The 25,746-nt window shown below is 36.2% G+C and carries 25 protein-coding genes; all 25 read right to left on the reverse strand.

From position 1 onward, the window contains the following. Positions 1–3 precede the first annotated feature (3 nt). Complete coding sequence (sigG, locus tag Gferi_RS01905) at positions 4–777, reverse strand: RNA polymerase sporulation sigma factor SigG (protein ID WP_069974015.1); 774 nt, start codon at positions 775–777, stop codon at positions 4–6. A gap of 110 nt (positions 778–887) precedes the next feature. Next, positions 888–1,568 (reverse strand): RNA polymerase sporulation sigma factor SigE, encoded by a 681-nt coding sequence (sigE, locus tag Gferi_RS01910; protein ID WP_236932738.1) that lies wholly within the window; start codon positions 1,566–1,568, stop codon positions 888–890. 82 nt (positions 1,569–1,650) lie between these two features. Continuing rightward, the gene (gene spoIIGA, locus Gferi_RS01915) at positions 1,651–2,547 is read right to left on the reverse strand and encodes a sigma-E processing peptidase SpoIIGA (protein WP_069974018.1); all 897 of its coding nucleotides are present in this window, start codon (positions 2,545–2,547) and stop codon (positions 1,651–1,653) included. A 191-nt stretch (positions 2,548–2,738) separates the two neighbouring features. Next, positions 2,739–3,818: a cell division protein FtsZ gene (gene ftsZ, locus Gferi_RS01920; RefSeq protein WP_069974019.1), complete on the reverse strand. Its 1,080-nt coding sequence runs from the start codon at positions 3,816–3,818 to the stop codon at positions 2,739–2,741. A gap of 225 nt (positions 3,819–4,043) precedes the next feature. Then, on the reverse strand, positions 4,044–4,385 hold the full coding sequence (locus tag Gferi_RS01925) for a small basic family protein (protein ID WP_330389551.1): 342 nt from the start codon (positions 4,383–4,385) through the stop codon (positions 4,044–4,046). A 1-nt stretch (position 4,386) separates the two neighbouring features. Further along, positions 4,387–5,106, reverse strand: a complete 720-nt coding sequence (locus tag Gferi_RS01930) for a DUF881 domain-containing protein (protein ID WP_236932739.1) — start codon at positions 5,104–5,106, stop codon at positions 4,387–4,389. A gap of 22 nt (positions 5,107–5,128) precedes the next feature. Then, positions 5,129–5,860, reverse strand: a complete 732-nt coding sequence (locus tag Gferi_RS01935; RefSeq protein ID WP_069974024.1) for a DUF881 domain-containing protein — start codon at positions 5,858–5,860, stop codon at positions 5,129–5,131. Between the two features lie 13 nt (positions 5,861–5,873). Continuing rightward, positions 5,874–6,623 carry a cell division protein FtsQ/DivIB gene (locus Gferi_RS01940; RefSeq protein WP_069974026.1) on the reverse strand — a complete coding sequence of 250 codons (750 nt, stop codon included), beginning with the start codon at positions 6,621–6,623 and terminating at the stop codon, positions 5,874–5,876. Between the two features lie 63 nt (positions 6,624–6,686). Beyond that, entirely contained in the window at positions 6,687–7,940 is a 1,254-nt protein-coding gene (gene murA, locus Gferi_RS01945) for a UDP-N-acetylglucosamine 1-carboxyvinyltransferase (protein WP_069974027.1), read from the reverse strand. A gap of 116 nt (positions 7,941–8,056) precedes the next feature. Next, complete coding sequence (gene murG / locus Gferi_RS01950) at positions 8,057–9,187, reverse strand: undecaprenyldiphospho-muramoylpentapeptide beta-N-acetylglucosaminyltransferase (protein ID WP_069974029.1); 1,131 nt, start codon at positions 9,185–9,187, stop codon at positions 8,057–8,059. 4 nt (positions 9,188–9,191) lie between these two features. Further along, positions 9,192–10,295 (reverse strand): stage V sporulation protein E, encoded by a 1,104-nt coding sequence (gene spoVE, locus Gferi_RS01955; RefSeq protein ID WP_069974030.1) that lies wholly within the window; start codon positions 10,293–10,295, stop codon positions 9,192–9,194. After that, the gene (gene murD / locus Gferi_RS01960; RefSeq protein ID WP_069974031.1) at positions 10,292–11,656 is read right to left on the reverse strand and encodes a UDP-N-acetylmuramoyl-L-alanine--D-glutamate ligase; all 1,365 of its coding nucleotides are present in this window, start codon (positions 11,654–11,656) and stop codon (positions 10,292–10,294) included. Before murD ends, spoVE begins: the two co-directional genes overlap by 4 nt. A gap of 34 nt (positions 11,657–11,690) precedes the next feature. Beyond that, positions 11,691–12,656: a phospho-N-acetylmuramoyl-pentapeptide-transferase gene (gene mraY, locus Gferi_RS01965; RefSeq protein ID WP_069974032.1), complete on the reverse strand. Its 966-nt coding sequence runs from the start codon at positions 12,654–12,656 to the stop codon at positions 11,691–11,693. Positions 12,657–12,660: 4 nt separating this feature from the next. Further along, positions 12,661–14,052, reverse strand: a complete 1,392-nt coding sequence (locus Gferi_RS01970) for a UDP-N-acetylmuramoyl-tripeptide--D-alanyl-D-alanine ligase (protein WP_069974034.1) — start codon at positions 14,050–14,052, stop codon at positions 12,661–12,663. Then, positions 14,036–15,514, reverse strand: a complete 1,479-nt coding sequence (locus Gferi_RS01975) for a UDP-N-acetylmuramoyl-L-alanyl-D-glutamate--2,6-diaminopimelate ligase (protein ID WP_069974035.1) — start codon at positions 15,512–15,514, stop codon at positions 14,036–14,038. Before Gferi_RS01975 ends, Gferi_RS01970 begins: the two co-directional genes overlap by 17 nt. Positions 15,515–15,736: 222 nt before the next feature. Then, on the reverse strand, positions 15,737–17,764 hold the full coding sequence (locus Gferi_RS01980; protein WP_069974036.1) for a stage V sporulation protein D: 2,028 nt from the start codon (positions 17,762–17,764) through the stop codon (positions 15,737–15,739). A gap of 38 nt (positions 17,765–17,802) precedes the next feature. Then, positions 17,803–18,291, reverse strand: a complete 489-nt coding sequence (locus Gferi_RS01985; protein ID WP_069974037.1) for a cell division protein FtsL — start codon at positions 18,289–18,291, stop codon at positions 17,803–17,805. Positions 18,292–18,321: 30 nt separating this feature from the next. Then, entirely contained in the window at positions 18,322–19,257 is a 936-nt protein-coding gene (rsmH, locus tag Gferi_RS01990) for a 16S rRNA (cytosine(1402)-N(4))-methyltransferase RsmH (RefSeq protein ID WP_069981261.1), read from the reverse strand. Between the two features lie 58 nt (positions 19,258–19,315). After that, entirely contained in the window at positions 19,316–19,789 is a 474-nt protein-coding gene (mraZ, locus tag Gferi_RS01995; RefSeq protein WP_330389553.1) for a division/cell wall cluster transcriptional repressor MraZ, read from the reverse strand. A gap of 193 nt (positions 19,790–19,982) precedes the next feature. Next, entirely contained in the window at positions 19,983–20,126 is a 144-nt protein-coding gene (locus tag Gferi_RS27400) for an aspartyl-phosphate phosphatase Spo0E family protein (protein ID WP_083273316.1), read from the reverse strand. Between the two features lie 231 nt (positions 20,127–20,357). After that, positions 20,358–21,092 (reverse strand): prolipoprotein diacylglyceryl transferase, encoded by a 735-nt coding sequence (lgt, locus tag Gferi_RS02000; RefSeq protein ID WP_069974038.1) that lies wholly within the window; start codon positions 21,090–21,092, stop codon positions 20,358–20,360. Between the two features lie 88 nt (positions 21,093–21,180). Further along, positions 21,181–22,470 (reverse strand): EF-P 5-aminopentanol modification-associated protein YfmH, encoded by a 1,290-nt coding sequence (yfmH, locus tag Gferi_RS02005; RefSeq protein ID WP_156782310.1) that lies wholly within the window; start codon positions 22,468–22,470, stop codon positions 21,181–21,183. Beyond that, positions 22,470–23,753 carry an EF-P 5-aminopentanol modification-associated protein YfmF gene (gene yfmF / locus Gferi_RS02010; RefSeq protein WP_083273317.1) on the reverse strand — a complete coding sequence of 428 codons (1,284 nt, stop codon included), beginning with the start codon at positions 23,751–23,753 and terminating at the stop codon, positions 22,470–22,472. The genes yfmH and yfmF overlap by 1 nt, the downstream gene beginning before the upstream one ends. A 68-nt stretch (positions 23,754–23,821) precedes the next feature. Beyond that, positions 23,822–25,027 carry a ferrochelatase gene (locus tag Gferi_RS02015; RefSeq protein ID WP_069974041.1) on the reverse strand — a complete coding sequence of 402 codons (1,206 nt, stop codon included), beginning with the start codon at positions 25,025–25,027 and terminating at the stop codon, positions 23,822–23,824. A gap of 107 nt (positions 25,028–25,134) precedes the next feature. Continuing rightward, positions 25,135–25,644: a YhcN/YlaJ family sporulation lipoprotein gene (locus Gferi_RS02020; protein WP_069974042.1), complete on the reverse strand. Its 510-nt coding sequence runs from the start codon at positions 25,642–25,644 to the stop codon at positions 25,135–25,137. Positions 25,645–25,746 lie beyond the last annotated feature (102 nt).

A 25,746-nucleotide genomic window follows, 5' to 3' on the forward strand; every position in this document is an offset into this window, starting at 1 on the left:
TGTTTAAATATGTTTTCTCATATGCTTTAGAGCAGTTTTTTCCAACCTCGAAACTTGAGCTTGAGAGATTCCTATTTCTTCAGCTACTTCCATTTGTGTTCTTCCTTCGAAAAACCGAAGTGTAAGTATCAGTTTTTCACGATCACTCAGTTTTCTTAAGGCTTCCCGAAGTGCAATTCCTTCCAGCCAAGTCTCATCTTCACTCTTTTCGTCACTTACCTGATCCATTACAAATATTGCGTCTCCGCTGTCATGATAAATCGGCTCAAACAATGAAATGGGATCCTGGATTGCATCTAAGGCAAAAACAACCTCTTCCCGAGGTATATTCAACTCCTTTGCTATTTCTGATATAGTAGGTTCCTTTGCATTTTTGTTGATAAGCTGATCCCGAATCTGTAGTGCTTTATAGGCTGTATCGCGAAGGGATCGGCTTACTCGAATCGAGTTATTATCCCGTAAATATCTTCGGATTTCCCCGATAATCATTGGTACCGCATAGGTTGAAAATTTTACATTTTGAGATAGATCAAAATTATCAATGGCTTTGATCAAACCAATACATCCTACTTGGAATAAATCGTCTACATGTTCTCCTCTATTATTAAAACGCTGGATTACACTTAAAACCAATCTTAGATTTCCTTGAATGAATTCCTCTCTTGCAGACAAATCTCCTTGATGAATCTTGCTGAATAATTGTCTCATTTTTTCATTGGTTAACACAGGAAGTTTTGATGTATTTACTCCACAAATTTCTACTTTGTTGATATGCATGACAATTCCTCCATTCGATGGATTATTGCCCCCTTACATCAAAATTATTGCCTTTTTAAAAATCCTTTATACAATAAAGAAAGAAAAGTAAAAAGCAGCTTAATTGCTGCTTATGTCATCCGATTAATTTCTTTTCGTAATCTCGTTATAATTCTCTTTTCTAATCTTGAAATATAGGATTGGGAAATGCCTAACATGTCTGCTACCTCTTTTTGGGTTTTTTCTTCTCCATTATTTAAACCAAACCTTAACTCCATTATTTTCTTTTCCCTTTTTGTTAGCTTTTTAAGTGCGATTTCCAATAATTCTTTATCAATTTCTTCCTCTAGAAATTTATAAATTAAATCATTGTCTGTACCTAAAATGTCTGATAAAAGTAATTCATTTCCATCCCAGTCGATATTTAACGGTTCATCAAAGGAAATTTCTGCTTTTGCCTTGCTATTTCTCCTTAGGTACATCAAAATTTCATTTTCTATACACCGTGAAGCATATGTAGCCAATTTGATCTTTTTCTCTGGATCAAAGGTGTTTACTGCTTTTATAAGTCCAATCGTCCCTATAGAAATGAGATCTTCTACACCTACGCCAGTATTCTCAAATTTTCTAGCAATATAAACTACCAATCTAAGATTTCTCTCAATAAGAACACTTTTAACTGCCCCATCATCTTCACGCAGTTGATCTATCAAAAATAATTCTTCATCAGAGCTCAATGGTGGTGGTAAAGCCTCGCTCCCCCCTATGTAGAAAATACTATCTTCCTCTAAAAATCCTAACTTCTTTAACATCCTAATCAGAACTATTCTATAATTAAGTCTTAGCCTAGTAAAAAAGCTTAGCACTCTAACGCCCCCCATTTGATGATAGATTTTAAGTCAAAATATCTGGATGCAATAATGCACGGTAGTCTCCATTCGATGAAAGCTCTTTTGTATAGATCCCTATTATAATATTTGTAATACGCCTTACTTCATTTTTTTCCTCTAATATTACGCTATCCGGCTTAAATCCTATAAGCATCCCATTCTCTTTCCCTAAAGATTTAAAAGGAATAACTCTAAATCGGTTCATCCAATCAGAGGTTTGTAAGATGTTTGATAGTAGATCTAAATTCACTTCCTGCGACCGGTCAAAATAATATCGAATATTTTCTGGCAAAAGTTCTTTAATTGCTGAATATTCAACGATAATTACTGGATATTTTGAAAGCGGCTCTTGAAGAGAGTTTCCAGTATCAATCAAAGCACAAATTTTACTTTTTTGCTCGCCTACCGCTACCCAAATAGGTATATAGACCTTGTTGCGAGATATTTTCACCTGGATATATTCCCAGCAAAACTTTAAAAGAATATAGGATACAATTCCAGAATATAGCAGCAATCTAATAGGGAAATTTGCAATATAAAACACCCCATTACTCACAAGGCCGTTAAAGTCAGTAAAGTAGAATAAAGCAAAGGCTGCGCCGCCAAACATAAAGGAAATTAAATAAAAAATGGCTAACTGCTTTAAGAAATCCTTAAAATGATAAGGAATAAATGTAATAATGATAATGAGCATAGATGCTAAAAATTTCATCATCGTCGAATATAGAAAGCTAAGTGATGGAAAAAAAACGACAAAAGCATATAAAGCACCCACTGCTGCCCCAATCCAAAGCCTGGCTTTGGAAACCTTAAATCTACTAAAGGTTGCAGTGAGATAAAGAATTAGCCAATTCATCAGCAAATTCTCAAGAAACAGATACTCTCCATATACCTCAAACATAAACATTCCTCCATTATGGAGATAATTCTACTTGATACACATTATTCAATTGTCCTATGATTTATGTCTATTATATAGGAATTCATATTCATTTTTTGTCATTGTATGAAGTCGAATCTCTTCTATCGGGTAAAAAAACTTCCCATATTACGACAAAAGACCGTATCCCTGATAAGATACGGTCTTCTTTACTATCTCTTTTTTCTTAGGAAGGTAGGAATATCTAAATCATCTTGAATAGGCAGATGTTCCTCTTCTCTATGATTGTGCACTCCAACATCCTTGTCTAGCTGAGGCACTTTTATTACATTGGGTTTCTGATTTTCAAAACCTGTGGCAATTACTGTAATACGGATCTCATCTTTTAAATCTTCATCAATTACAGCACCAAAAATAATATTTGCATCTGGATCTGCAGCCTGTGCTACCAGCTCAGCAGCTTCATTCACTTCAAAAAGTCCTAAATTAGAACCTCCTGTTATGTTCAAAAGTACACCTTTTGCTCCTTGAATAGATGTCTCGAGCAAAGGACTATGTATGGCTTGTTTTGCAGCCTCAGTGGCTCGGTTCTCTCCGCTTGCCTTTCCTATTCCCATATGGGCTAACCCTTGCTCAAACATAATTGTTTTCACATCAGCAAAGTCAAGATTTACAAGACCAGGTACGGCGATAAGATCGGATATGCCCTGGACCCCTTGACGCAGTACATCATCTGCCATTTTAAACGCATCCATAATCGATGTCTTTTTCTCAACAACCTGAAGCAATCTATCATTGGGAATTGTAACCAAAGTATCTACTTTCCCCTTTAGCTCTTCAATCCCTTGTTCCGCATGCTGCATTCTTCGTTTTCCTTCAAAGGTAAAGGGTTTTGTGACAACACCCACTGTCAGTATGCCCATCTCCTTTGCAATCTGCGCTACAATAGGTGCTGCGCCCGTTCCCGTTCCACCACCCATTCCAGAGGTAACGAATACCATGTCTGCCCCTTGCAATGCTTGATGAATATCCTCTTTACTTTCCTCAGCAGCTTTTCTACCGATTTCTGGATTTGCACCTGCACCTAAACCTTTTGTTAATTTCTCTCCGATTTGGATTCTATATTCTGCTTTAGATGTAAATAATGCTTGTTTATCCGTATTTACAGCTATAAACTGAACCCCTTTCAACTGGGATTCTATCATTCTATTGACAGCGTTATTTCCGCCGCCACCAACACCAATCACTTTTATCTGAGCAAATTGCTCCATATCAACATCAAATTCTAACACAATATTACCCCCTTCATACGGCTACGAAAATATTATAAGATCGTTAGTCCAAATTAATTAATTGAGCTTTTGGTATGTTTCTTTCATCTATATATCTTGTTTCTCAATTCAAATCATTAATATATCGGCATAATATGAAAAAATCTGAAGCAAGAATATTTTCAAATAATCCTATAACATATTTCAACGTACTATTCAAATATCCTTTTTTTTGTTGCAAAAACTTTATTTTTTGGTGATTCTCTCAATGAGATAACGCCTAATGATTGCAAAGTTCTGGAATAATCTTCCTCCAAATGCAAATATTGCTGCATAATAAAGAGGAACACCTAGACGGTCGCCAATATATGCCAGAAATCCGGCAAGAATGGCATTTCCAAAAAATCCAGAGACAAAAATTGTTGAATGAAATTTGTCCTCCATATGAGAGCGAATTGCACCAAATACGGAATCTAATGCAGCTAGAATTGCCACAGACATGTAAAGCGAATAGGAGGAAGGGTAGGTTATGGGCAAATAAATACCCAAAAATACCCCAATCATTAAACCTAAGATTGCAATAATCACATTATTCACCCTCTTCTGCTACTTTCAAGTAACGATAATTTATATCCTCTTGGTATTTTGCTATCTTAACATTTACTACAGGTTTTACCTCTATTAAAAGACCTATAATTTCTTTTAGATAATGACCCGATTGGCCAGGAGCATAAATAGAGGCCTCTAGCGTTTTTGGATCTCCGATTGCCTTTATAATAAAAGGCTGTGCAAAGACCTGATTATTAATTCGAATGGTGTGACCCGCACAATTAATCTCTGAAATAGAAATGATCCGCTGCCCATTGATCGATATTGCTTCAGCCCCTGCCGCCTTTAGATCATTTATCAGATTTAATATATCAATATCATGCACAAGTACATTATTCGGGTTTTCGTCACCAATTAATTCCCGGGTTCCATCATTTACCGTCAGAACAATTCCAGGCCCTTCCACATTTTTAAACCCACTGATCAGTTTCTGATTTTCCAGTTCTTGTGTTAGAGCGTCTTTAAAAAGTCCACCCTCGCTTTTCAGCTTATCATAGTTTTCTATAAAGCTGCTCCGTTCTTCAATTACACCATGAAGATTTTCTATCTCTTTCTTCTCACTCTCGATGGATAGCTTATAGTCATAGATTACCTTTAATGGTACATATAAGTAATCACCGGACACACTTTTTATTTGCAATACAATTAAGAAACCCAATAGAATGCAAAGAATTAAAATATTAAATTTCCACACATTCATTTTCAATGAACTCACCTCATGACTATTCCTTTTCTTCCACGGGTTTAGCATATCTAAACTTAATAATCTCATTATACCTTGGAACAATTACTTCATCCTGTTTCTTAATAGATACCTGCAAACCATGCCGTTCTCTCATCTCCCATACAATTCCAAAACGAATGTTTAATGTTGCCTCTAAGGTATCAGGATTTCCTATGGCTTTAATAATAAAAGGAGGTGCCGTAGGTACAGAGTTTATATTCACATTATTTCCTGCAAGACTTATTTCTGTTCTAGATACAATTCTTTGGTCGTTAACAGAGATCGCCTCTGCGCCAGCATCATTTAATTTATTCAGTAAACTTAATAGCAAATCATAGTTCAGCATGATTGTACTGTAATCCACGGGATATTCCGGATCCACAGGGGGATCATCAACTGCTACGATAATTCCAGGCCCCTTTACGCTTCGTAACCCTGAAATAATTTTATATTTTTCTAAATCAGCACTTAAGCTTTTAATCAATGCATCCTCTTTTGATTCTGCCTCTTGAATTTCATTGATTCTAGCTTCCAGCGTATTAATTTCATTTAATAGCTGCTGTTTCTCTTGTCGGATTTTTTTTAGCTCAGCTGTTAATTCCTGGGCCTTTTGTGCAGGTGCAATTCCTTCCAAGTAATTCGTTTGAACACTTTTAAATTGAAGTGCTAAAACCAATCCCAAGACAACACATACGATGCCTACAGCCAGCTGTCCTTTAATGCTTTTCATCCCCACATCCTCCTTAATCTACAGGTCTATAGGTCGGATTTCCATCATAGCTGATATCAATAACGCCTCTTGTTATATCTTTGCTCTTTAAATCTAGTAAAATTTTTTCAAGTGCCCTTAATTTGTAATCAATATTGTTGCCTTCACCAACTCTACAGATTAGGGTATCTGTTAGCCGAATAACATAGTTTTTGGACTGACTTACATCAATGTTTTTTATAGAAATCTCCATCCTGTCGATATATTTAACGATTTCCAGCGCTTTTCGCAATTTTTCCGGATCCTTTACCTCCAGCGGCTCCCCTTCCATAAAATGATCAAATTCTAAGCCTTGAATGATTTTTAAGTTCCCAGAATCTAATTCAGACTTTAGTATCATCCCATTCTCATCTATAAATACATAGGCTCCCATAAAAGGAATTGCAGCAGCCTCTGTTCTTTCTTCAATTTGGATCAAAATTTTATTAGGAAGCTTTCTCTTTACCTCAACAAATTTGATGTATGGATGCTGCGTTAATCCGATTTCAACATTCTTAATTTTCTCCTTGTAGATTTGATTCCCCAAGGTTATTCCTGAGGCATGTATAATTTCTTCCTGGGACAATAATACATTTCCACTTACTTCAACAGTCTTTATACAAAAAAGATCGGTTTTAAAAATAATTATAAAAGAAATAATACAGCATAATAACATGACAAATAAAACAAGCTTTTTCTTTTTTCTTTTGACTTTTTTATCTAGAACCGATTGATTTATGTACATATTCTCCCACCTTACAGCTCGTCCGCTTCTTTCGTTAAATTTAAGAGCAGCTAAAGCTGTCTCTTAATTTATTCTATATATTTGCGCACCTAACTGTTCTAGCATCTTATCAAACCGATCGTAGCCCCGTTCTATATGAATGATTTGATCGACAACAGTTGTTCCTTCTGCAGCCAGCCCTGCTAAAACCAGTGCTGCTCCTCCTCTTAAATCCTTTGCGCTAAGCTTCGCACCGGTTAATCTTTTTACACCCTTAACCACTGCCACCCGACCATCCACTTTGATATTTGCACCCATACGAATCAGTTCACTTACATGTTTATACCGGTTTTCAAATATAGTTTCCGTAAATATACTCGTACCTTTTGCAATAGTCATCAAAGCCATAAACTGTGCTTGCATATCCGTAGGAAATCCGGGATAAGGCAGAGTTTTAAGCATGTCAACTGCACGGATTTGATTGGGTGTTTTTAACTTAATTTGTCTTTCCTTCTCTAATATCAGACATCCCGATTCTTTCATTTTAGAAAGAATTGGTTGTATGTGCTCTGGCACCACATTATCTAGGGTCACATCTCCGCCAGTAATGGCTACTGCCGCCAAAAATGTGCCTGCCACAATTCTATCAGGCATGATATGATGTTCAGCTTCTGTCAAGCTTTTTACACCTTCTATAATAATTTCACTGGTTCCCGCACCAAAAACCTTTGCTCCGATTGCATTTAAATAAGTCTGCAAGTCGACAATTTCCGGCTCCTTTGCTGCATTTCTAATTTTTGTTGCGCCTTTTGCCATAACCGCTGCCAGCATTGCATTCTCAGTGGCCCCTACGCTAGGGTAATCCAACTGTATTTCGCATCCATTCAAATCAGAAACCTCGCATTCTAAAAATCCGTGGGATTCATGAATGGTTACACCCATTTCTCTTAGTGCTTTTAAGTGAAGGTCAATAGGCCTTGGCCCAATTTCGCAACCACCGGGGTAACTTATCTTAATTTTACCACATCTGGCCAGCATTGGCCCCATTAAAAATATGGAAGATCGCATTTCCCGTACCAAATGCTCAGGTATTTCATGAGTGGAAAGGGTACTTGAATCAACCTTTAATATATTTTCTTCGAAAGAAACCTTACATCCAATAGATATGAGAATTTCGATCATAGTATCAACGTCTTTTAATGCTGGACAATCATATAAAATACTCTCTTTTCCATTCAGGATTGTAGCTGCTAAAATAGGTAATACTGCATTCTTGGCACCACCTATCCGTAACTGACCGCTGAGCTTATTTCCGCCGTGTATGACAAATTTACTCACATATTCCACCTCCGAGATGTCTGCTGTTTATATTTATTTCAATAAATAATAATTTAATGTAATATATAACCATCATATGCAGAAATCATTGAGGTGTTCCTGAAAACAATCCGGATTTACATATAGGAATCACGACTTTTGCTTTTTTGTAAAAGACCCATGATATTGGAAAAAATTATTTCTGTAGCATCAGTTTTTGAGAGGAGTTTACTTTTTTCTCCCATGTCTACTAAACGATGCTTTTCTTTCGTAAACCGACTCAGTAATTCCACTATATTTTTATCATTTAACTCTCTTTCAAGCAACAATACTGCAGCTCCTTTTTTCTCAAGGACCCTAGCATTGTGTTCTTGATGATTATTGGTTACATGGGGGGAAGGAATTAATATGGAAGGTAGACCCATCGCGGTGATTTCAGCCAAAGTAATTGCACCTGACCTACAGATTACTAAATCACATGCTCCCATCAATGCCGGCATATCATGTGCATAGGGTTTAATCATAATATTTTTTCCAATTATTATGTTCTCTTTTTCTAGATCTTTCATAAACAATTCATAATGACTGCTTCCCGTTATATGAATTAGCTGAAGCTCCTCTTTATTGCTCATCTTCTTTACAACGGTCTTCATAATTTCATTGATTTTTTCTGCCCCCCGGCTTCCTCCAAAAGACATAACCAGCATACAGTTATCTTTTATTCCAAGGTTTCTTCTGGATTGTTCCCTATCGAAACGGATAAATTCTTTTCTTACTGGATTTCCCGTTACAACGATCTTACTGCTGTTTTGAAAATACTTCCTTGAATCTTCAAAACTAACCATGATCCGATCTACAAATTTGCCTAAAATTTTATTCGTAACGCCAGGTATTACATTTTGCTCGTGAATAATCGTTTTTATCTGCATCATAGATGCCGTCCAGAGAATTGGGCCACAAACATAACCCCCGGTACCAATTACAATGTCTGGTTTAAAATCTTTAATTACCTTGCGAGCATCTTTCAAACCATCAAATAGATCTTTTACAGATTTGAAGGTATCCAAGCTCAATCGTCTTTTAAAACCACTAACCCGCACAAGTTGTATTCGATATCCTGCTTCTGGAACTAATTTGTATTCCAATCCTCTTTTTGTTCCAACAAATAATATTTCCCAGTCTGGATATTCTTCTCTGATTCTGTTTGCAATGGCTATGGCGGGATATATATGCCCCCCCGTTCCACCACCGGCAATGAGGATTCTCATTTTTTCAACTCCTATCTAAGTTCGAATACCTTGAAATGTTTAACATTACCCCCATAGCAGACATAAAAATTGCCAAGGAATTTCCACCCCAACTGATGAAAGGCAATGGAATCCCTGTAACTGGCATGGAAGATGTGGCTACAGCAATGTTAATGATTACCTGTACCCCAACCATCGCTGTAATACCAGTAGCCAATAGGCATCCAAATAAGTCTGGCGCATTAATTGCGATTCGAACACCTCTCCAAATCAACAGCAAAAACAATACGATAACGGTTAAGCATCCAACAAAGCCTAATTCTTCTCCAATGATAGCAAATATAAAGTCATTTTGAGGCTCTGGTATGTATAAATACTTTTGAACACTTTTGCCTAATCCTACACCAAAGACACCTCCGGACCCGAGAGCCAACAATGATTGAATAACTTGATATCCACTTCCTCTAGGATCTGCAAAAGGATCTAAAAAACCAGTTATTCTTCTCATTCGGTAGGGTTCCAGCAAAATCATCACTACCAATAAACCTGCACCCACAATGCCCATTGTTGTGATATGGCTCCAGCGCATTCCCGCAACAAACATCATCGATACAATAATAAAGGTAATGGTCATAGCGGTGCTTAAATTTGGCTGTAATATAATTAAACCAAAATAAACTGCAATAATGAGTAGGTTCGGCACTACTCCTTTCGTAAAACTTTTTATTTTATCCTGGTTCCTTGAAAGACGTGAAGCCACAAAAAAAATACCGAATATCTTAGCCAACTCCCCAGGCATAATCGTAAAACCGCCGACACCCAGCCATCGTCGTGCCCCATTAAATTCAATTCCTAAAGGTGTCAATACAAGTACCAAAAGAATTAAACTGACAATATAGCCATAAGGTGCCATTTTTTTATATTTCCAATAGTCAAAATTCATAGCTAAAATCATACCTAGCAATCCCAAACTAGCCCACATGATCTCTCTTTTCAGAAAATGATATCCATCATTCATTTTGAAGTATGCATAGGCATAACTTGAACTAAAAACCATGATGATTCCAATGGCTACAAGTATTAATACCGTCAACATAAGTGTGAAATCACTGGATTTCTTTTTGGTCATTCAATGGACCTCCTTAATCTTCCAACACATTCTTTAAAGTGATTTCCTCTTTGCTCATAGCTCTGATACATATCCCAGCTGGCACATGCAGGTGATAACAATACTGTGTCTCCGCTTTTTGCGGTGCTGTAAGCAAGTTTCACTGCCTCTTCCATATCTTTTACAATACAGCAATTTTCAAAACCCATGTACACAGCTGTCTCTTTCATTTTATTTGCCGTCTCTCCAATTAATACCATATACTTTACTTTTCCTTGAAAAGCATCAATAAATGATTCAAAACTGCTGCCTTTATCCATTCCGCCTGCAATGAGAATAATCGGTTCCCTCACCGCTTCAACAGCTTTGATAGAAGCGTCAGGATTTGTTCCTTTTGAATCATTAATAAAAAGAATTCCCGATACTTCATCGACAAATTCAATACGATGCTCCACGCCCATGAAAGTTCTTAAAGTCTCTTCGATAATTTTGCCATCTATTCCAGTCCAATAGGCTATCACCGTTGCGGCCAATGCATTTTCAAGATTATGTGCTCCAGGAATTCTTAACTCCTCTATTTTACAAATATGTTCTTTGGTTCCATTCTTGTGAACAACAATGCTCCCATTTTCTATAAAAGCGCCTTCTTCTAAAGTTTGTTTTCTACTGAAAAAAATAGTATGGGAATTAGCCCGTTCTTTCAGTTTATAAGCTTGCTCATCATCCATATTCAATACCAAAATATCTTCTGCAGTTTGATTTCTAAAAATATTGGATTTTGCATCAATATAATTTTCCATTGTTTTATGTCTGTTTAAATGATCCGGTGTTATATTTAATACCGCAGCTATATGGGGTTTAAAATCTACAATACTCTCCAGTTGAAAGCTGCTGACTTCTGTAACCATTACAGCATTTTTGCCAGCCTCTAAACTTTTTGATATTGCTGCTACCCCAATATTTCCTACCACATAAGTTTCTTTGCACGCATTTTGAAAAATCTCTCCAGTTAATGCAGTGGTGGTGGTCTTTCCATTCGTACCAGTAATCGCGACAAAACTTCCGGCACATAGTTGGTATGCCAGTTCCAGTTCTCCAATCACCGGCACCCCCTGCTCTCTTGCTTCTGTTAGAAAAGGTAAATCCGTAGGAACACCAGGGCTTAAAACGATGAAATCATACTGGGAAACTTTCTCCGGGTGGTGTCCAAGAATCATTTGAATCTGATCTGTATGGATGTGTTCAAGAACTTCCTTTAGTTGATCTTCTTCCTTTATGTCATTAATGGTTATTTTTGCCCCAAGCTGTAATAGCGTATTGACTGTGGGGATACCCGATGTGGCTATCCCCACTACTAATATATTTCTATTCTTAATCTCCAAATTGCAACACCTGCTTTCGTGAAAATATTTATGCTTATTGACTTAAACCAAATAAACCTACAATACATAATATCAAAGTAATGCTCCAAAATACTGCAACAACTTTTGTTTCCTTCCATCCCTTCAGCTCATAGTGATGATGTAGGGGACTCATTCGGAAAACTCTCTTTCCTGTTAGTTTAAAGGATACCACCTGAATGATAACAGATAAAGCCTCCGCAAAATATATCCCACCAACAATAGGAATTAATAAGGTAAGATTCATTAAAATAGCAATTGTAGCTACCGCACCTCCAAGAGCCATAGAGCCGGTATCTCCCATAAAAACTTTCGCAGGATGTGCGTTAAACCTTAAAAAACCCAAACACGCACCTGTTAGGGCCCCACAGAAGACTGCAATACTTGAATAGCCCCAATTCATCGCAACAAGACTAAAAAAAGACGATACAATCAGTGTAACCCCAGCCGCTAAACCATCCAGCCCATCTGTTAAGTTTACACTGTTGGCTGTTGCCACTACCACAAAGGCAATATAGGGTACATAAAAATATCCTAAATCCCAGTACTGATTCATAAAAGGAATTAATATTTTTGTACCGGAAACAGATATGCTAGATTGATAAAATGCAATAATTACAGCTATAACAATTTGTCCCAATAGTTTTTGATAAGCCTTTAATCCTAGATTTCTTTTGAGCACCACTTTAATAAAATCATCTATAAAACCAATCAGTCCAAAAGAAAGTGTAGCAAAAAGTACTACAAATAAATCCTTATTTACAAGACCAGAAGTAATTGCAGTAATAAGGATTGCTGCAATCATAATCAAACCACCCATCGTAGGCGTTCCCGATTTGGTCATATGTGATTTTGGACCTTCATCCCGGATACTTTGTCCTACCTTGAGTCTATGTAAAATTGGAATAACAATGGGTCCCAATATCAGTGTGATAAAAAAAGAAATCACAATCGTAACAATCAGCTGTCTATACTGTATCATTCAATTAACTCCTCTCTTGTATGCCTGTAACAATTTCTTCCATTTTCATACCTCGAGATCCTTTAACTAAAATTATATCTTCTGCCTGCATATTTTTTCTCAGGTATGTAGTTATTTCTTGGTTATTATCGCATACAATAATTTTTTGTCTGTCAAATCCGTGATCTATAGCACCTTCGGCAATATAAGCAGATGCTGTACCAACAACAATCAACAGATCAATGGATTCTTTAGCAACTTCACAGCCCACTGTATAGTGTCCCATTTTTGTATAGTGTCCCATTTCCAGCATGTCACCCAATACAGCAATTCTCCTTTTCGCAACAGCTTTGCTCAAAACAGAAATAGCTGCCTTCATAGAATCAGGACTTGCATTATAAACATCATTAATAACTTTTATGTTATCCTGAATACCCATAATATGCAAACGCATGTCACTACCCTTATAAGCTTGTATTCCCCTTTGAATTTCAGAACTGTCCATATCCAAACATAACCCCACAGCAATGGCTGAAAGGGCATTATAAATATTATGATCTCCAGGTACGCACAAACGGAAGTTAACTTTTTTTTCATTCAATACAACATCAAAAGAACTGCCCTCTTCTCCTAAATTTATAATATTCTCAGCTTTCAGATCGCAGTTACTATTAAGTCCTACATAAAACTTTTTAAATAAATGAGATTGATTATTTAGATTTTTCAGGAAAGCATCATCTCCATTTACAATTAGCACATCCTCAGCATTTAAATAATTTGTTATTTCCATCTTCGCTTCCAATATATTTTCTTGAGAGCCAAGATGCTCTATATGAGACAAACCTATATTTGTAATTACGGATATGTTCGGTCTTACGATTTCCGCTAAAGTGTCAATTTCCCCCAATGCACTCATTCCCATTTCAAATATTGCTGCTTCGTGTTCTTTCTGCAGTTGAAAAACAGATAACGGAAGACCTATATGATTGTTGAAATTCCCTTCACTTTTCAGTACCTTATATTTTTGCTGCAAAACAGAATGTACTAGATCCTTCGTAGTTGTTTTTCCAGTACTTCCAGTAACTGCCACTATCGGAATGGTAAAATTGCGCAAATAATACTTTGCTAAATCCTGCAGTGCCTTCAGTGTATCCTTAACGGCAATGAAGCATGCCTTGCTGGAATCTATTATGCTGTTTTCTAATACTCTTTGGGTTAATACAACAGCAGCTCCCTGTTGTACCGCCTGCGAAATAAAATCATGACCATCAAAATTGATACCAATAAGAGGAATAAACAATTCTCCTCCTCTTACTTTTCTCGAATCTGTTGTTACTTGCACCACCGTTTCTGTAATATTTCCGGAGAGATATTCTCCTTGGGTAGCATTTAATATTTCATCAATTGTCAACTTCATCCTCTAAATCCTCCCGTATGAGCTCCTGGGCAATTTTTCGATCATCAAAATCGATTACACGATCTCCAATAATCTGATAAGTCTCATGGCCTTTTCCTGCAATCAGTATCACATCCTGAGATCCGCATTGACGGATTGCTTCTCGAATGCCTTCCTTTCTATCTACTATCATTTTATATTTGCATGATGTCCTTTTTATGCCTACTTCAGCATCTTTTATAATCTCTTCCGGTTTTTCTGTTCGTGGATTATCACTAGTAATAATGCAATAATCTGATAATCTTCCTGCAATTTCACCCATGATAGGGCGTTTGGTTTTATCTCGGTCTCCGCCACAACCGAATACTGTAATAATTCTTCCTTTTGCAAACTCTTGTATGGTTCTAATTGCATTTTCAATCGAATCTGGAGTATGACTATAATCTACAATCACAGTAAGATCTTTATCGTTAGGCACCAGTTCAAATCTTCCGGGTACTACACGAGTCTCCTCCAATCCCTTTTTAATTTCCAGATAATCATACCCCGTCACATAGCCTACAGCAGCTGCTGCTAGTGCATTATATACAGAAAACATGCCAGGTGTACCGATATCAATAATCCCTGAGAATTTAGGCGTTACCAATTGGAAACGAGTTCCTTTAGACGTTATTTCAATATCTTTCGCATTGATTTCTGCCTGCCGCTTAATACCATAAGTAATACATTTTGCATCCATCCCGTGCAGCTGAGTAGAAAGTTCTACGCCAAATGCATCATCAACATTGATAATATTCGCTTGCTTTGTTTTGTAAAATAGCTTTCGTTTTGCATTTTTATAATTTTCCATATTTCCATGAAAATCCAAATGATCTTGAGTAAGGTTTGTGAATACTCCGATCTGGTATTGAATGTCCTCTACCCTATATAGATCTAAGGAGTGCGAAGATACCTCCATAACACATGTACTGACTTTTTGATCCAGCATCTCCTGAAAAAGCTTCTGCAATTCAAGGGATTCAGGAGTTGTATTGTTGGCCTTATATTCTTGATCTAATATTTTGTAAGATATGGTACCAATTAGTCCGGATTGAACACCATTCACCGCTAAGATATTCTTGACTAAATGCGTTGTCGTTGTCTTTCCATTTGTTCCAGTTACACCGATAACATTCATAGCATTTGAAGGATATCCATAAAAGCTTGCAGCCATAGCCGATAGTGCTTTTCGGCTATTTTCCACTTTTATAAAGGTAATTCCCTCCCGACTTTGAACCTCCCGTTCAACAACAATGGCCTTTGCACCTTTTGCGATTACATCTTCAATAAAGAGGTGTCCATCCGTTTTAGAGCCAGATATACAAACAAAAGCAAAATCTTTTTCAACTTTTCTTGAATCATAAGCAATACCTTGTATTTTTAAATCCTGATTCCCGTCTATATATAGCACATGAACACATTCTAATAATTCTTTTAAATCCATGGAAACATCTCCTTAATAATAAATTCTTTCCTTATTTAGTATAGACCTAGATCTATTAATATAGACAAAACTCGTTAAAAGGCAACTCAAAACAAAGTGGTAAAAGCTTTGCTTTGAGTTGCCTTCATAGTTGCAATTATTTACATTATAACATAAAAAATTTTTTTATGTCCAACCCCATCAATTATTCCACTATTAATTTTTGTATATTTAGTCATCCTATTATGGATTTTCTCTTTTTAAGTACAATATAATAATTGACTTTTCCGGAACTTTAGCTCCCGGTTTTGGAAATTGATCTACAATAATTGTCTCAGGATTCTCTGCAGTTGTTGGTTCTGTATCATATTGCAGACCATGAGTTGTTGGTTCCGTATCATATTGCAGACCACGATCTGCTAAAGTTTTTGCAGCATTCTTTAAGGTCAGATTTCTAACTTCAGGAACGGTAACTTCTTCCTTTGCATATTGCTTTGCTTCTTTTTCATTATATTGGGGTTCTATGTCCATATATCGCAAACTATCCTTTAAAATATCGTGGACTGCCGGCGCTGCTGTTAAACTACCAAAGCGTACTCCTTGCGGTTCGTCAACCACCACGAGAACAGCAAGCCGGGGATCATCAATAGGCGCCAATGCAACAAAGGAAGAATAAACTTTGCCGGACACATATCGTCCATTTTCAATTTTGTCTGCTGTACCGGTTTTCCCACCTATCCGGTAGCCTGGAATATAGGCACTTTTACCTGAACCATCGGTTACAACCGATTCCATAATCAAACGAAGTTCTCTGGCAGTTTTCTCCGACACTGCCTGGCGAATCATCTTCGGCTCATAGCGATGAATTACATTTCCTTCATCGTCGACCAATTCCTTCACAATACGGGGTTTCATTAATTTTCCGTCATTTCCAATTGCCGCAATTGCATTTACCAACTGAAGAGGTGTTACGGAGATTCCGTGTCCAAATGAAATGGTTGCCAGTTCTACAGGGCCTACACGTTCTTTACTTTGAACGATAGCGTTTCCTTCACCGGGCAAATCTACACCGGTTATTTTTGTAAATCCAAAGGCTTCAATATATTTATAATAATTTTCAACCCCTAATCGCTGGCCTATTTCAATAAATACTGGATTGCATGAATTTTGAACTCCTACGGTAAAGGTTTGCGCCCCATGGGGATTATAATATCTCCAGCATCGAATCCGCTGTCCTGCTACAGTGATATGTCCTGAGCAGTAGAATGGAGAATTCGGCTCTACTACTCCTTCTTCTAATCCTGCTGCAGAAGTAATCAGCTTAAACGTTGATCCCGGTTCGTAAGTATCACTGATCATGGGATTTCTCCACATTTCATTCCATAGCTTCTGCTGTTCTTTCGTATCTAAATTCTCAAACTCCCTCTTTTTTTCCTCACTTGTAGGTATTCTTGGACTATTTGGATCGAAATCCGGTTTTGTAGCCATCGCTAAAATATCGCCAGTTTTCGGATCCATTACGATAGCAATTACTTTCTTCGCTTGGGTCTGAGCCAACGTACTATCAAGGGCTTTTTCTGTAAAATGCTGAATGACTTCATCAATGGTTAAAACTACATTTAATCCATTCTCTGGCTTGTAGTATTTTTCAACTCCATAGGGTAATTGACGTCCTGCTGCATCTGTATTTTTTATCCATCTACCTGGCAATCCGCTTAAGTATTTATCATATTCAAGTTCAATCCCTACTAAGCCTCGGTTGTCATCCGTAGTATGACCCAATATATGGGCTGCAAATGTTCCGAATGGGTAATGTCTGCGGTTGTCTTCAGCAATCCATACACCTTCCATCTTCGCCTGACGGATCGCATCAGCCTTTTCCTTGTCAATCCATTTCTCTATTTTAATCAAACCGACATTTTTTCTTGTCAATTTTTCCTTGATTTCAATTTCATCTTTTTCTAAGATAGCTGCCAATTCTTTAGAAATCTCATCTGCCTTGCCGGAGCGTTCGACCTCTGCCGGTCTCGCCCAAACAGTACTGGTACTTGCACTTATGGCTAATTCCTTTCCTTTTCTATCAAAAACAACGCCACGTTTCGCCGGTATAGGAATATCTCTTGTTTGCTGCATGTGGGCCAGTTGCCGGTACCTTTCCCCGTCGACAATTTGAATCCATCCAATTCTAAAAATCAGCCCAAACAAAATAAAACATACTGTAAATAATAATACAACTAATCTCTTCTTATTAGCAATACTGGGTGTTGACAATTTAATTGCCCCCTAACGAATCCATTCCTTCTATACTATTAATCTAATAATGCATACATTTTTGCAAACATGTCTTTTAAGAAAAATAAGCCTTTTTTCTCTTCTGCCTCTAAATCTTTCATTTCTGTATCTTTAAGAGCCATTATGGGTTGATCGTCCAAACTAAGGTATACGATTTGCTCCTTTTGAGGGTACTGCATATTCAGCATTTCTTTCGCCTGTGTTTCTATAATATCCGTCTTTTTCACGCTTTCCAATTCTACTTTCAGATTTTCAATTTGAGCACTCAGTTCACCGGCCTCTTTATCGAGATAATAAATTCGGTATTTTGTTTCTGTTAATTGCACATAACCAAAAATCATTCCAATGCAAAGTCCTACCAGTGCTGTAATACTAATAATAATCTGTAGCTTATGAGAGGCTTTTACCTTATTTTTTTTGCTTATCCCGACAGATTTTTTTTCCTTATGACGGGATTCCCTAGGTTGAACTTCCTCATATTGAACTTTTCGTTGTGCTACTACCAAATTTATTCACCCCTTTTTGCTTTTAGAACTTTAAACCTTTTCCGCCACTCTCAGTTTTGCACTTCTAGATCGTGGATTTAATTCTACTTCTTCTTCACTCGGTAATATAGGTTTTTTTGTTATAACCTTTAGTTCTGCCTTCCCACCACACATGCAAATTGGATATTCCGGAGGGCACTTGCATGCGGTACTCAACTCTTTGAAGATGTTCTTAATAATTCGGTCTTCTAATGAATGAAAAGTAATAACGCATATTCTGCCGCCTTTATTTAGGCTCTTTGCAATATCACGTATCGTATTTTCTAAGATTTCTAATTCTTGGTTCACTTCGATTCTAATCGCTTGAAAAGTTCTTTTGGCTGGATGAGGTCCTTCTCTTCTAGCCGCCGCCGGAACGGCTTTTTTAATAATCTCTACTAATTCCCCTGTTGTTTTGATCTGTTTTCTTTTTCTGTCTTCTACGATAAAACTGGAAATACGCTTTGCCCATTTCTCTTCACCATAGTCTCGAATAATTTTCGTCAGCATTTCTTCATCATATTCATTTACCAAATCTTCAGCAGTAAAGCTTTTGTTAGGATTCATCCGCATGTCTAATGGTGCATCCTGCATATAAGAGAATCCTCTACTGGCCTCATCCAGTTGGTGGGAAGATACCCCTAAATCCATTATCATTCCGTCAATTCCTGCAACATCCAAATCATTGAGTATCTCTTTAATCTCAGAAAAATTTTTGTGCACAAACAGCTGTCGTACAGGGTACTTAGCCAATCTCTCTTTTGATACGGCAAGAGCTGTAGTATCCTGATCAATACCAATGAATAATCCATTTTTGTTAAGTTTTCCACATACCTCTGCGGCATGTCCTGCACCACCCAAGGTGCCGTCTACATATATTCCTTCCGGCTTAATATCTAAATGCTCTACGGTCTCCTTTAACAGTACTGTAACGTGTTGAAAATCCAATTCTTCCACCTGCTTTCTCATATCTTACCGCTAGTATCCGCATCTTCAGGAAGAAATATTATATGCCCAGCTCTGCCATTTTTTCCGCAATGTCATCATAGCTTAAGTCCGCTGTTTCATTGTACCGATCCCATTCTTCCTTGCTCCAAATCTCTACTCTGGTAGATACACCAATAGTTATGACATCTTTTTCAAGCCTTGCATGATCCCGCAGATTATTGGGGAGCGTAACTCTCCCTTGCTTATCCAGCTCACATTCTGTTGCCCCGGAAAAAAATAATCTGACAAATGCTCTCGCATCTCTGCTTGTTAAGGGCAATTGCTTCAGTTTGTTTTCAAAAGTCTTCCACTCTTCTTGAGGGTACACAAATAAACAGTTATCCAATCCTTTGGTCACAATAAACTTTTCACCCAGTTCATCGCGAAATCTCGAAGGAATAATAACCCGACCTTTGTTATCGATAGCATGTAAGTACTCACCAATAAACAAATTGTCCACCTCTTTAAGGGAAAACCCACCACTTTTCACCACTTTCTACCACTTATTATCTATTTCTATGACTTCTTGAAAAATCCTTCTATTTTTTTCTTCTTTTTATAATATTTTTATAGGCTTATGGGCCCATTTATTGTTCAAATAAAAAAACTCTTAGAATTTTCTTCTAAGAGTCTCTAAAGTTCACAGATATTTATTTAAATCAGCTTATATTTTACTACAGTGTAGATTATATAGCGGACATTTCTTTATAATAATCAGCGATCAATTGATCTAAAGCAATGCTTACTTTGTAAATCTCTTCATAATTTCCGCCTTTTGCCATTAATTCGTTAAGAACTTCCCGCATTTGCTCAATATCATATTTAAGCATAATACCACCTCAAACTAAGTTTATTTTTTGTTTACATTTAGAAATAGTGGTAGAAATTGGTGTATCTACATAATATAATAAATATTGATAAGTGTCAACGGCATCATGTGACAATTATATTACAAAATTATTACATTATTTTGAATTTTCTTTTTATTTTCACTTATTTTTGTATGATTTACCTAAATAATTCGACATTTACTCTCTGTCAAAGATTTTACGATTCGACATTTATCTTATCTTAACTTTGTCCCTTTCACGATAAATAATAAAGGCTCCTCCAAGAATGATTAGAATACTAACGAACTGTGCAGTTCGAAAGGGTCCAATCATAAGACTGTCAGTTCGCAGACCTTCAATAAAAAATCTGCCGACCGAGTAGAGAACTGCATATAAAACCAGTAATTCTCCTTCAAACTTTTTATATCGATCATATCTTAGCAGTAAGAAAAATACCGCAAAATTCCATAAGGATTCATACAAAAAAGTAGGATGCACTTTTACTCCATCAACTACAATTCCCCAGGGCAAATCAGTAGGTCTGCCGTACGCTTCTTGATTTATGTAATTTCCCCATCTTCCAATGGCTTGCCCTAGAATAATACTAGGTGCACAGATATCTGCAAGCTTTCTAAAAGGTAATCTGTGATACCTGCAAAAGAAATATCCTACGGTAACACCTGCAATCACACCTCCGTGGATTGCAAGACCTCCTTCCCGTGTATTGAGAATACGCATCAAATTCCCACTATAATATTCCCAATTGAAAATTACATAATACAATCTGGCACCAACAATCGCTGCAGGGATTGCAAAAAGAACTAAATCAAGAATTCTCTCTTCCTGAATATTTTCTTTTTTTGCTCTTTGCATTGCTAGCATGGCTCCCAAAATCATTCCTATAGAGATTAAAATTCCATACCATCGTATGGACAGACCAAAAATCTCAAATGCAACAGGATTCATAAATATCACTCCTTATAAAATCAGCAGGTTGTCAGAAAAACTGACAACCCATGTAACCATTATAATGAATTTTTCTTTAATATACAATTTATTTTGAATGAATGACCGACAACACACTTCGTTCCGGCTGGAAATGTTCTGCAAATCGTCTTTGCAGCTCTTCGAATGTTATCTGTTTAATCGTATCCATATAATCAAAAATATAGATATCCCTGAAATGATAGGCAACAAAAGTAGTAGCAATAAATTCTATTGAATTATAGGAACGCAAATGCTCTCCAATATATTTTCGCTTAATTCTCTCAAAATCATTTTTGTTTAAACCTTTTTCTTCCAGCTCTTTAATATGTGTTAAGACTCTTTGATAAACTTGATCCGGATTCTTCGATTCACCGCCAATCATCGAGTGTCCATAATCTTTTTCTCCAGTATATTCACCTTCAAAAGTGTCATTGATCAATCCATCCTCATATAATTCTTTATAAAGCTTTGAGCTTCTTCCAAAAATCATCTCCAGCAGCATTTTAGTGATTACATCTTTCTTTAGAAATGCTGCTCCACCATAACCTGTATCTACATCTTTAAATGCAATATTAAACAATGGAATAGAAACAGAAAGCTTTTCTTCAATTTTGTTTTGAACCACTGAGTCAGGCTCCTTCGGATAGTACCTTTCAACCTCATCATGAATACTTTCGTTTTTCCAAAGTATATTTTTCTCTATTGTCGTATATACTTCATCCTCATCTAGATCCCCTACTATAAAAAGGATCATGTTTTGCGGTGTATAAAAAGTGTTGTAACAAGTATACAAATCTTCTTTAGTAATTCTATTAATACTCTCTACGGTACCCGCAATATCAATTTTTACCGGATGATGGTGGTACAATGCTTTTAATGCGTTGAAAAAGACTTTCCAATTTGGATTATCCTCATACATTCGGATCTCCTGCTCAATAATTCCCTTTTCCTTTTCTACATTTTCTTCTGTAAAATGAGGAGACTGAACAAACTGAACAAGAAGTTCCAGATTCTCATAGAACTTGTCTGTTGATGAAAATAAATAGCAAGTAGATGTAAAGTTGGTATAAGCATTTACATTCGATCCTAAATGAGAAAATTTATCAAAAATACTTCCCTCTTCTTCTTCGAAGAGTTTATGCTCTAAAAAATGTGCAATGCCCTCAGGAACTTCAATAGGTTTCTCTTGAGATTCTACACGGAATTTACTGTCAATCGAACCATACTTGGTTGCGAAAATGGCATACTGCTTTGTGTATCCTTTTTTAGGCATATAGTATATTTTTAATCCATTGGACAGCTCCTTAATATTTATTTTTTCCTTTAATAGCAGATTTTCCATAATCTTTGTCTCCATTATTCTGCAACCTCCTTTTTGCCTTTAAGGAAGTAAATCGTATCTAAAAATATTTCTTGTGCTGCTTGAACGATTTCATTCTTTTTTACCCTTTCAATCTTATGGATAATGTCTTCCAAGCTATCAAAATTTCCACTTAGAAACTGGGTATAATAAAAATCCGCCAGCATACTCGGCGTATCTGTTAAAGAGCGAATTGATGTGACAATTCCCTTCTTAGCACTATCTATATCTTCCTCAGTAAAGTTTCCTTCCTTCATTTCATTTATTTCTTTTTCAATCAAAGTCACAGCTTTCTCATAGTTTTCAAATTCAATTCCTGAACCAATCAGCATAAGAGATTTGAATTTTTCAACTCTCGAGAATATATAATAACACAGACTTTCCTTCTCCCGAATATTTTTAAACAGCTTAGAGTTCGGTCCCCCTCCAAGTATATTTGAAAAAACAACCAGAGGCTCGTATAATTCACTCTCATATGCTACATTTGTTCGAAAACCCATGTTTAGCTTCCCTTGATTAATTTCCATAGTTTCCTCTATACGGCGAACCTCTGACTGCTTCTTATAAATTTGCTCACGTACTCCTTTTTGAATGTTCTGCCGCTTGAATTGAAAGTTTTTGCGAATTTGTTCTTCTACATCTCTTTGATCCATATCTCCCACAACAAAGATATCAATAGGAGAGCTTTCAATAATGTTCTGGTAATGCTTATATAGATTTTCTTCAGATATTTTAAGCAAGTCCTCTTTTTGCCCGTATTCATACAATGCAAAGTTTTCATTTTTGCACATTTCTTCTATACAACGCTCATAAGCATATTTGATCTTGTCATTCATACGCCCTTCAATTTTTTCTGATAGATTTTCCTTTTCTTGCTGCAGATAACTGCTAGAAAACTTATTATTTTCTAAATAGGGATTATTCATTAGCTCATCAAGCATACTTAAACCCTTGTTAAATATATTTTTTTCGTCCAGATAGGCTTCATTGGCAACCTGTAGTCTGAACTGTAAAATGTTCCTCTCTCCTTTTTTTGCAACATCACTGCCTAATGAAGCACCATATAGATTTTCTAATTCCACTGAAATACTTTGAGCAGTAGGATAGTGTTGTGTACCTCTCGGCAGCAACATGGACAAAAGCGCATTGTGCGTAACCTCTTCTCGTAGCAAAGGCCTTTGAAAATAAACACTTACAAGATTTGTTTTAAACTTATCCGTCTTAATATAGTGAAGCTTTACATCTTCATTCATGTCTATTGGCTGATATTTTTCCAACAATAAAATCCCTCCTTGATTCTTTCTTATCTATATTCTCTCAATAATCGTTTTATATTTATAATCCTGTGCTATTGATTGTCAGGACTTAAATCTTCTACATTAAGCAATCTTACCCTGTTTTCTAATTCTTCAATCAGTGAATCAGAAGTCCCCCACCCTTTTATATAGTTAATATCAAACTCTTTTTCTTTATTCATATTTTTTATAATTTTTTCAGTATGAGCAATACTTCGTACATGATCTGCAATATCGTTTATAGAGATAATACAAATTTCTTTTACCCCATATTGCTGAAGCTCTTCTATTGCGCTTTTAATACTTGAAGTAGGCAAATAAGGTGCTACAAATTTTACTTTTCTATCTTCATATCCACTACGAATCAATTGTCTTTTAAGATTCTCCAAAAACAACATCTCCTGTCTAAAGACAGTAGTATCAGCCTTCCTGTTATCCCCCTCTGTTTCCGTACTACTCATCAATATAATACCCATATTACTATTTTCGTATCCTTCAGCATATGCATCTATCTGATAAACTATTCCTCTAATGAGCTTTTCACTATTCCAAAGCGGCTGGACAAATCTAATATGATTTATAGAATTTTGTACACTATATCTATTTAGTTCATCAATCAGCTTGAGATAGTCTAGGGATTCTGTAAGCATAATTGGCGCGACGATTATTTTTTCATAATTGCTATTCATTAGCTTATTTTCGATAATCTTTTTATAATTTACAGCACCATCCATATAGGAAAAATATAAATCATAATCTACATCCAACAGATTATTTAGTTTATTGTATATTTCCCGTGATTGATCATTATATTTGCTAATTCCTACACGTTCATAAGCTCTTTTATATTGATATAAGTCTATAATACTGTACAATCTATTAAAAAACCGCTTATCCTCTTTCATTTTTTCCAATAAGCCTGAAATATTATAACGTTCTTCTTCTCCTTTCAATATTAACAGTACCGCCGTTTGATTTCCTTCTTTTATGACCTGAGGATATGGTTTTATCCCTCTATCGGGAACTATTGATAGTATTGACCAAACTGCAATGAAAAAGCCTAAAATAATACCGCTAATCGTTACACTAAAATACTTTAAACTCCATTTCTTATAGCTCATAATCGTATAGCTGCAAAAAAAACCTATTAGGAACATGGTTAATCTTTCCACCGCACCACTATATATAATAACACATAGTACTGAAAATCCACAGATGAATGAAATCAATAATTGTTTAATATCGAACAGATTTATCATAATATTCCCCCCTCCTTCATTTTATTGAAGGAGCGTTCCATATATGTAAAAGGATTATGAAAGTCATGCAAAAAGAAAGATGGGATTGAATACAATCCCATCTTTCTTTACCTAACTAAGGTCATCCTTCTCATTAAATCAGTCACTTCATTATTTACACGTGTAACAGCTTCTCCATTTTCCAATCTTGTTGCAAGTCCTCGAATCTCCTGAACCATTCCTTCATCCTGTGTAAAAAAGATTTGATCAATTTCTGGATCAACGGTACGTACTCTGGCTTCAATTCGCTCTTCAAGGTTTTGGTTTTCTTCGCTGATAACACCTATTAGAGCTGCATTGGCACTAATAATAACATGTGCTCTTTCAACACCTTCTACTACTTTCAATTCATCAGCCAGCCGATCTGCACGGGCATTTAGATCGTTTACATTGATATTTCCTTCAAATGCACCATCCTCACTATTGTAGGGAATTGTAGGATTTGTTGCCATACCGTTATTTTGTATATCTCCCGGATTTGCTTGTTCATTTGGAGTTGGTCTTCGAGCAGGCTGACAACCGCTTATCAATAGTATAACAATCACAAAAACGAAAATTCTATACATAGTTTTTTTCAAGCATAACACCTCCTATAACTATTTTTTCACCAAGTCTTTATCTTTATTTCAAATTTTAAAAATATTTATAGAAACCTAAAATAGATTCATGACGAATAAAAT

Source organism: Geosporobacter ferrireducens, assembly GCF_001750685.1.
Classification (GTDB): Bacteria; Bacillota; Clostridia; order Peptostreptococcales; family Thermotaleaceae; genus Geosporobacter; species Geosporobacter ferrireducens.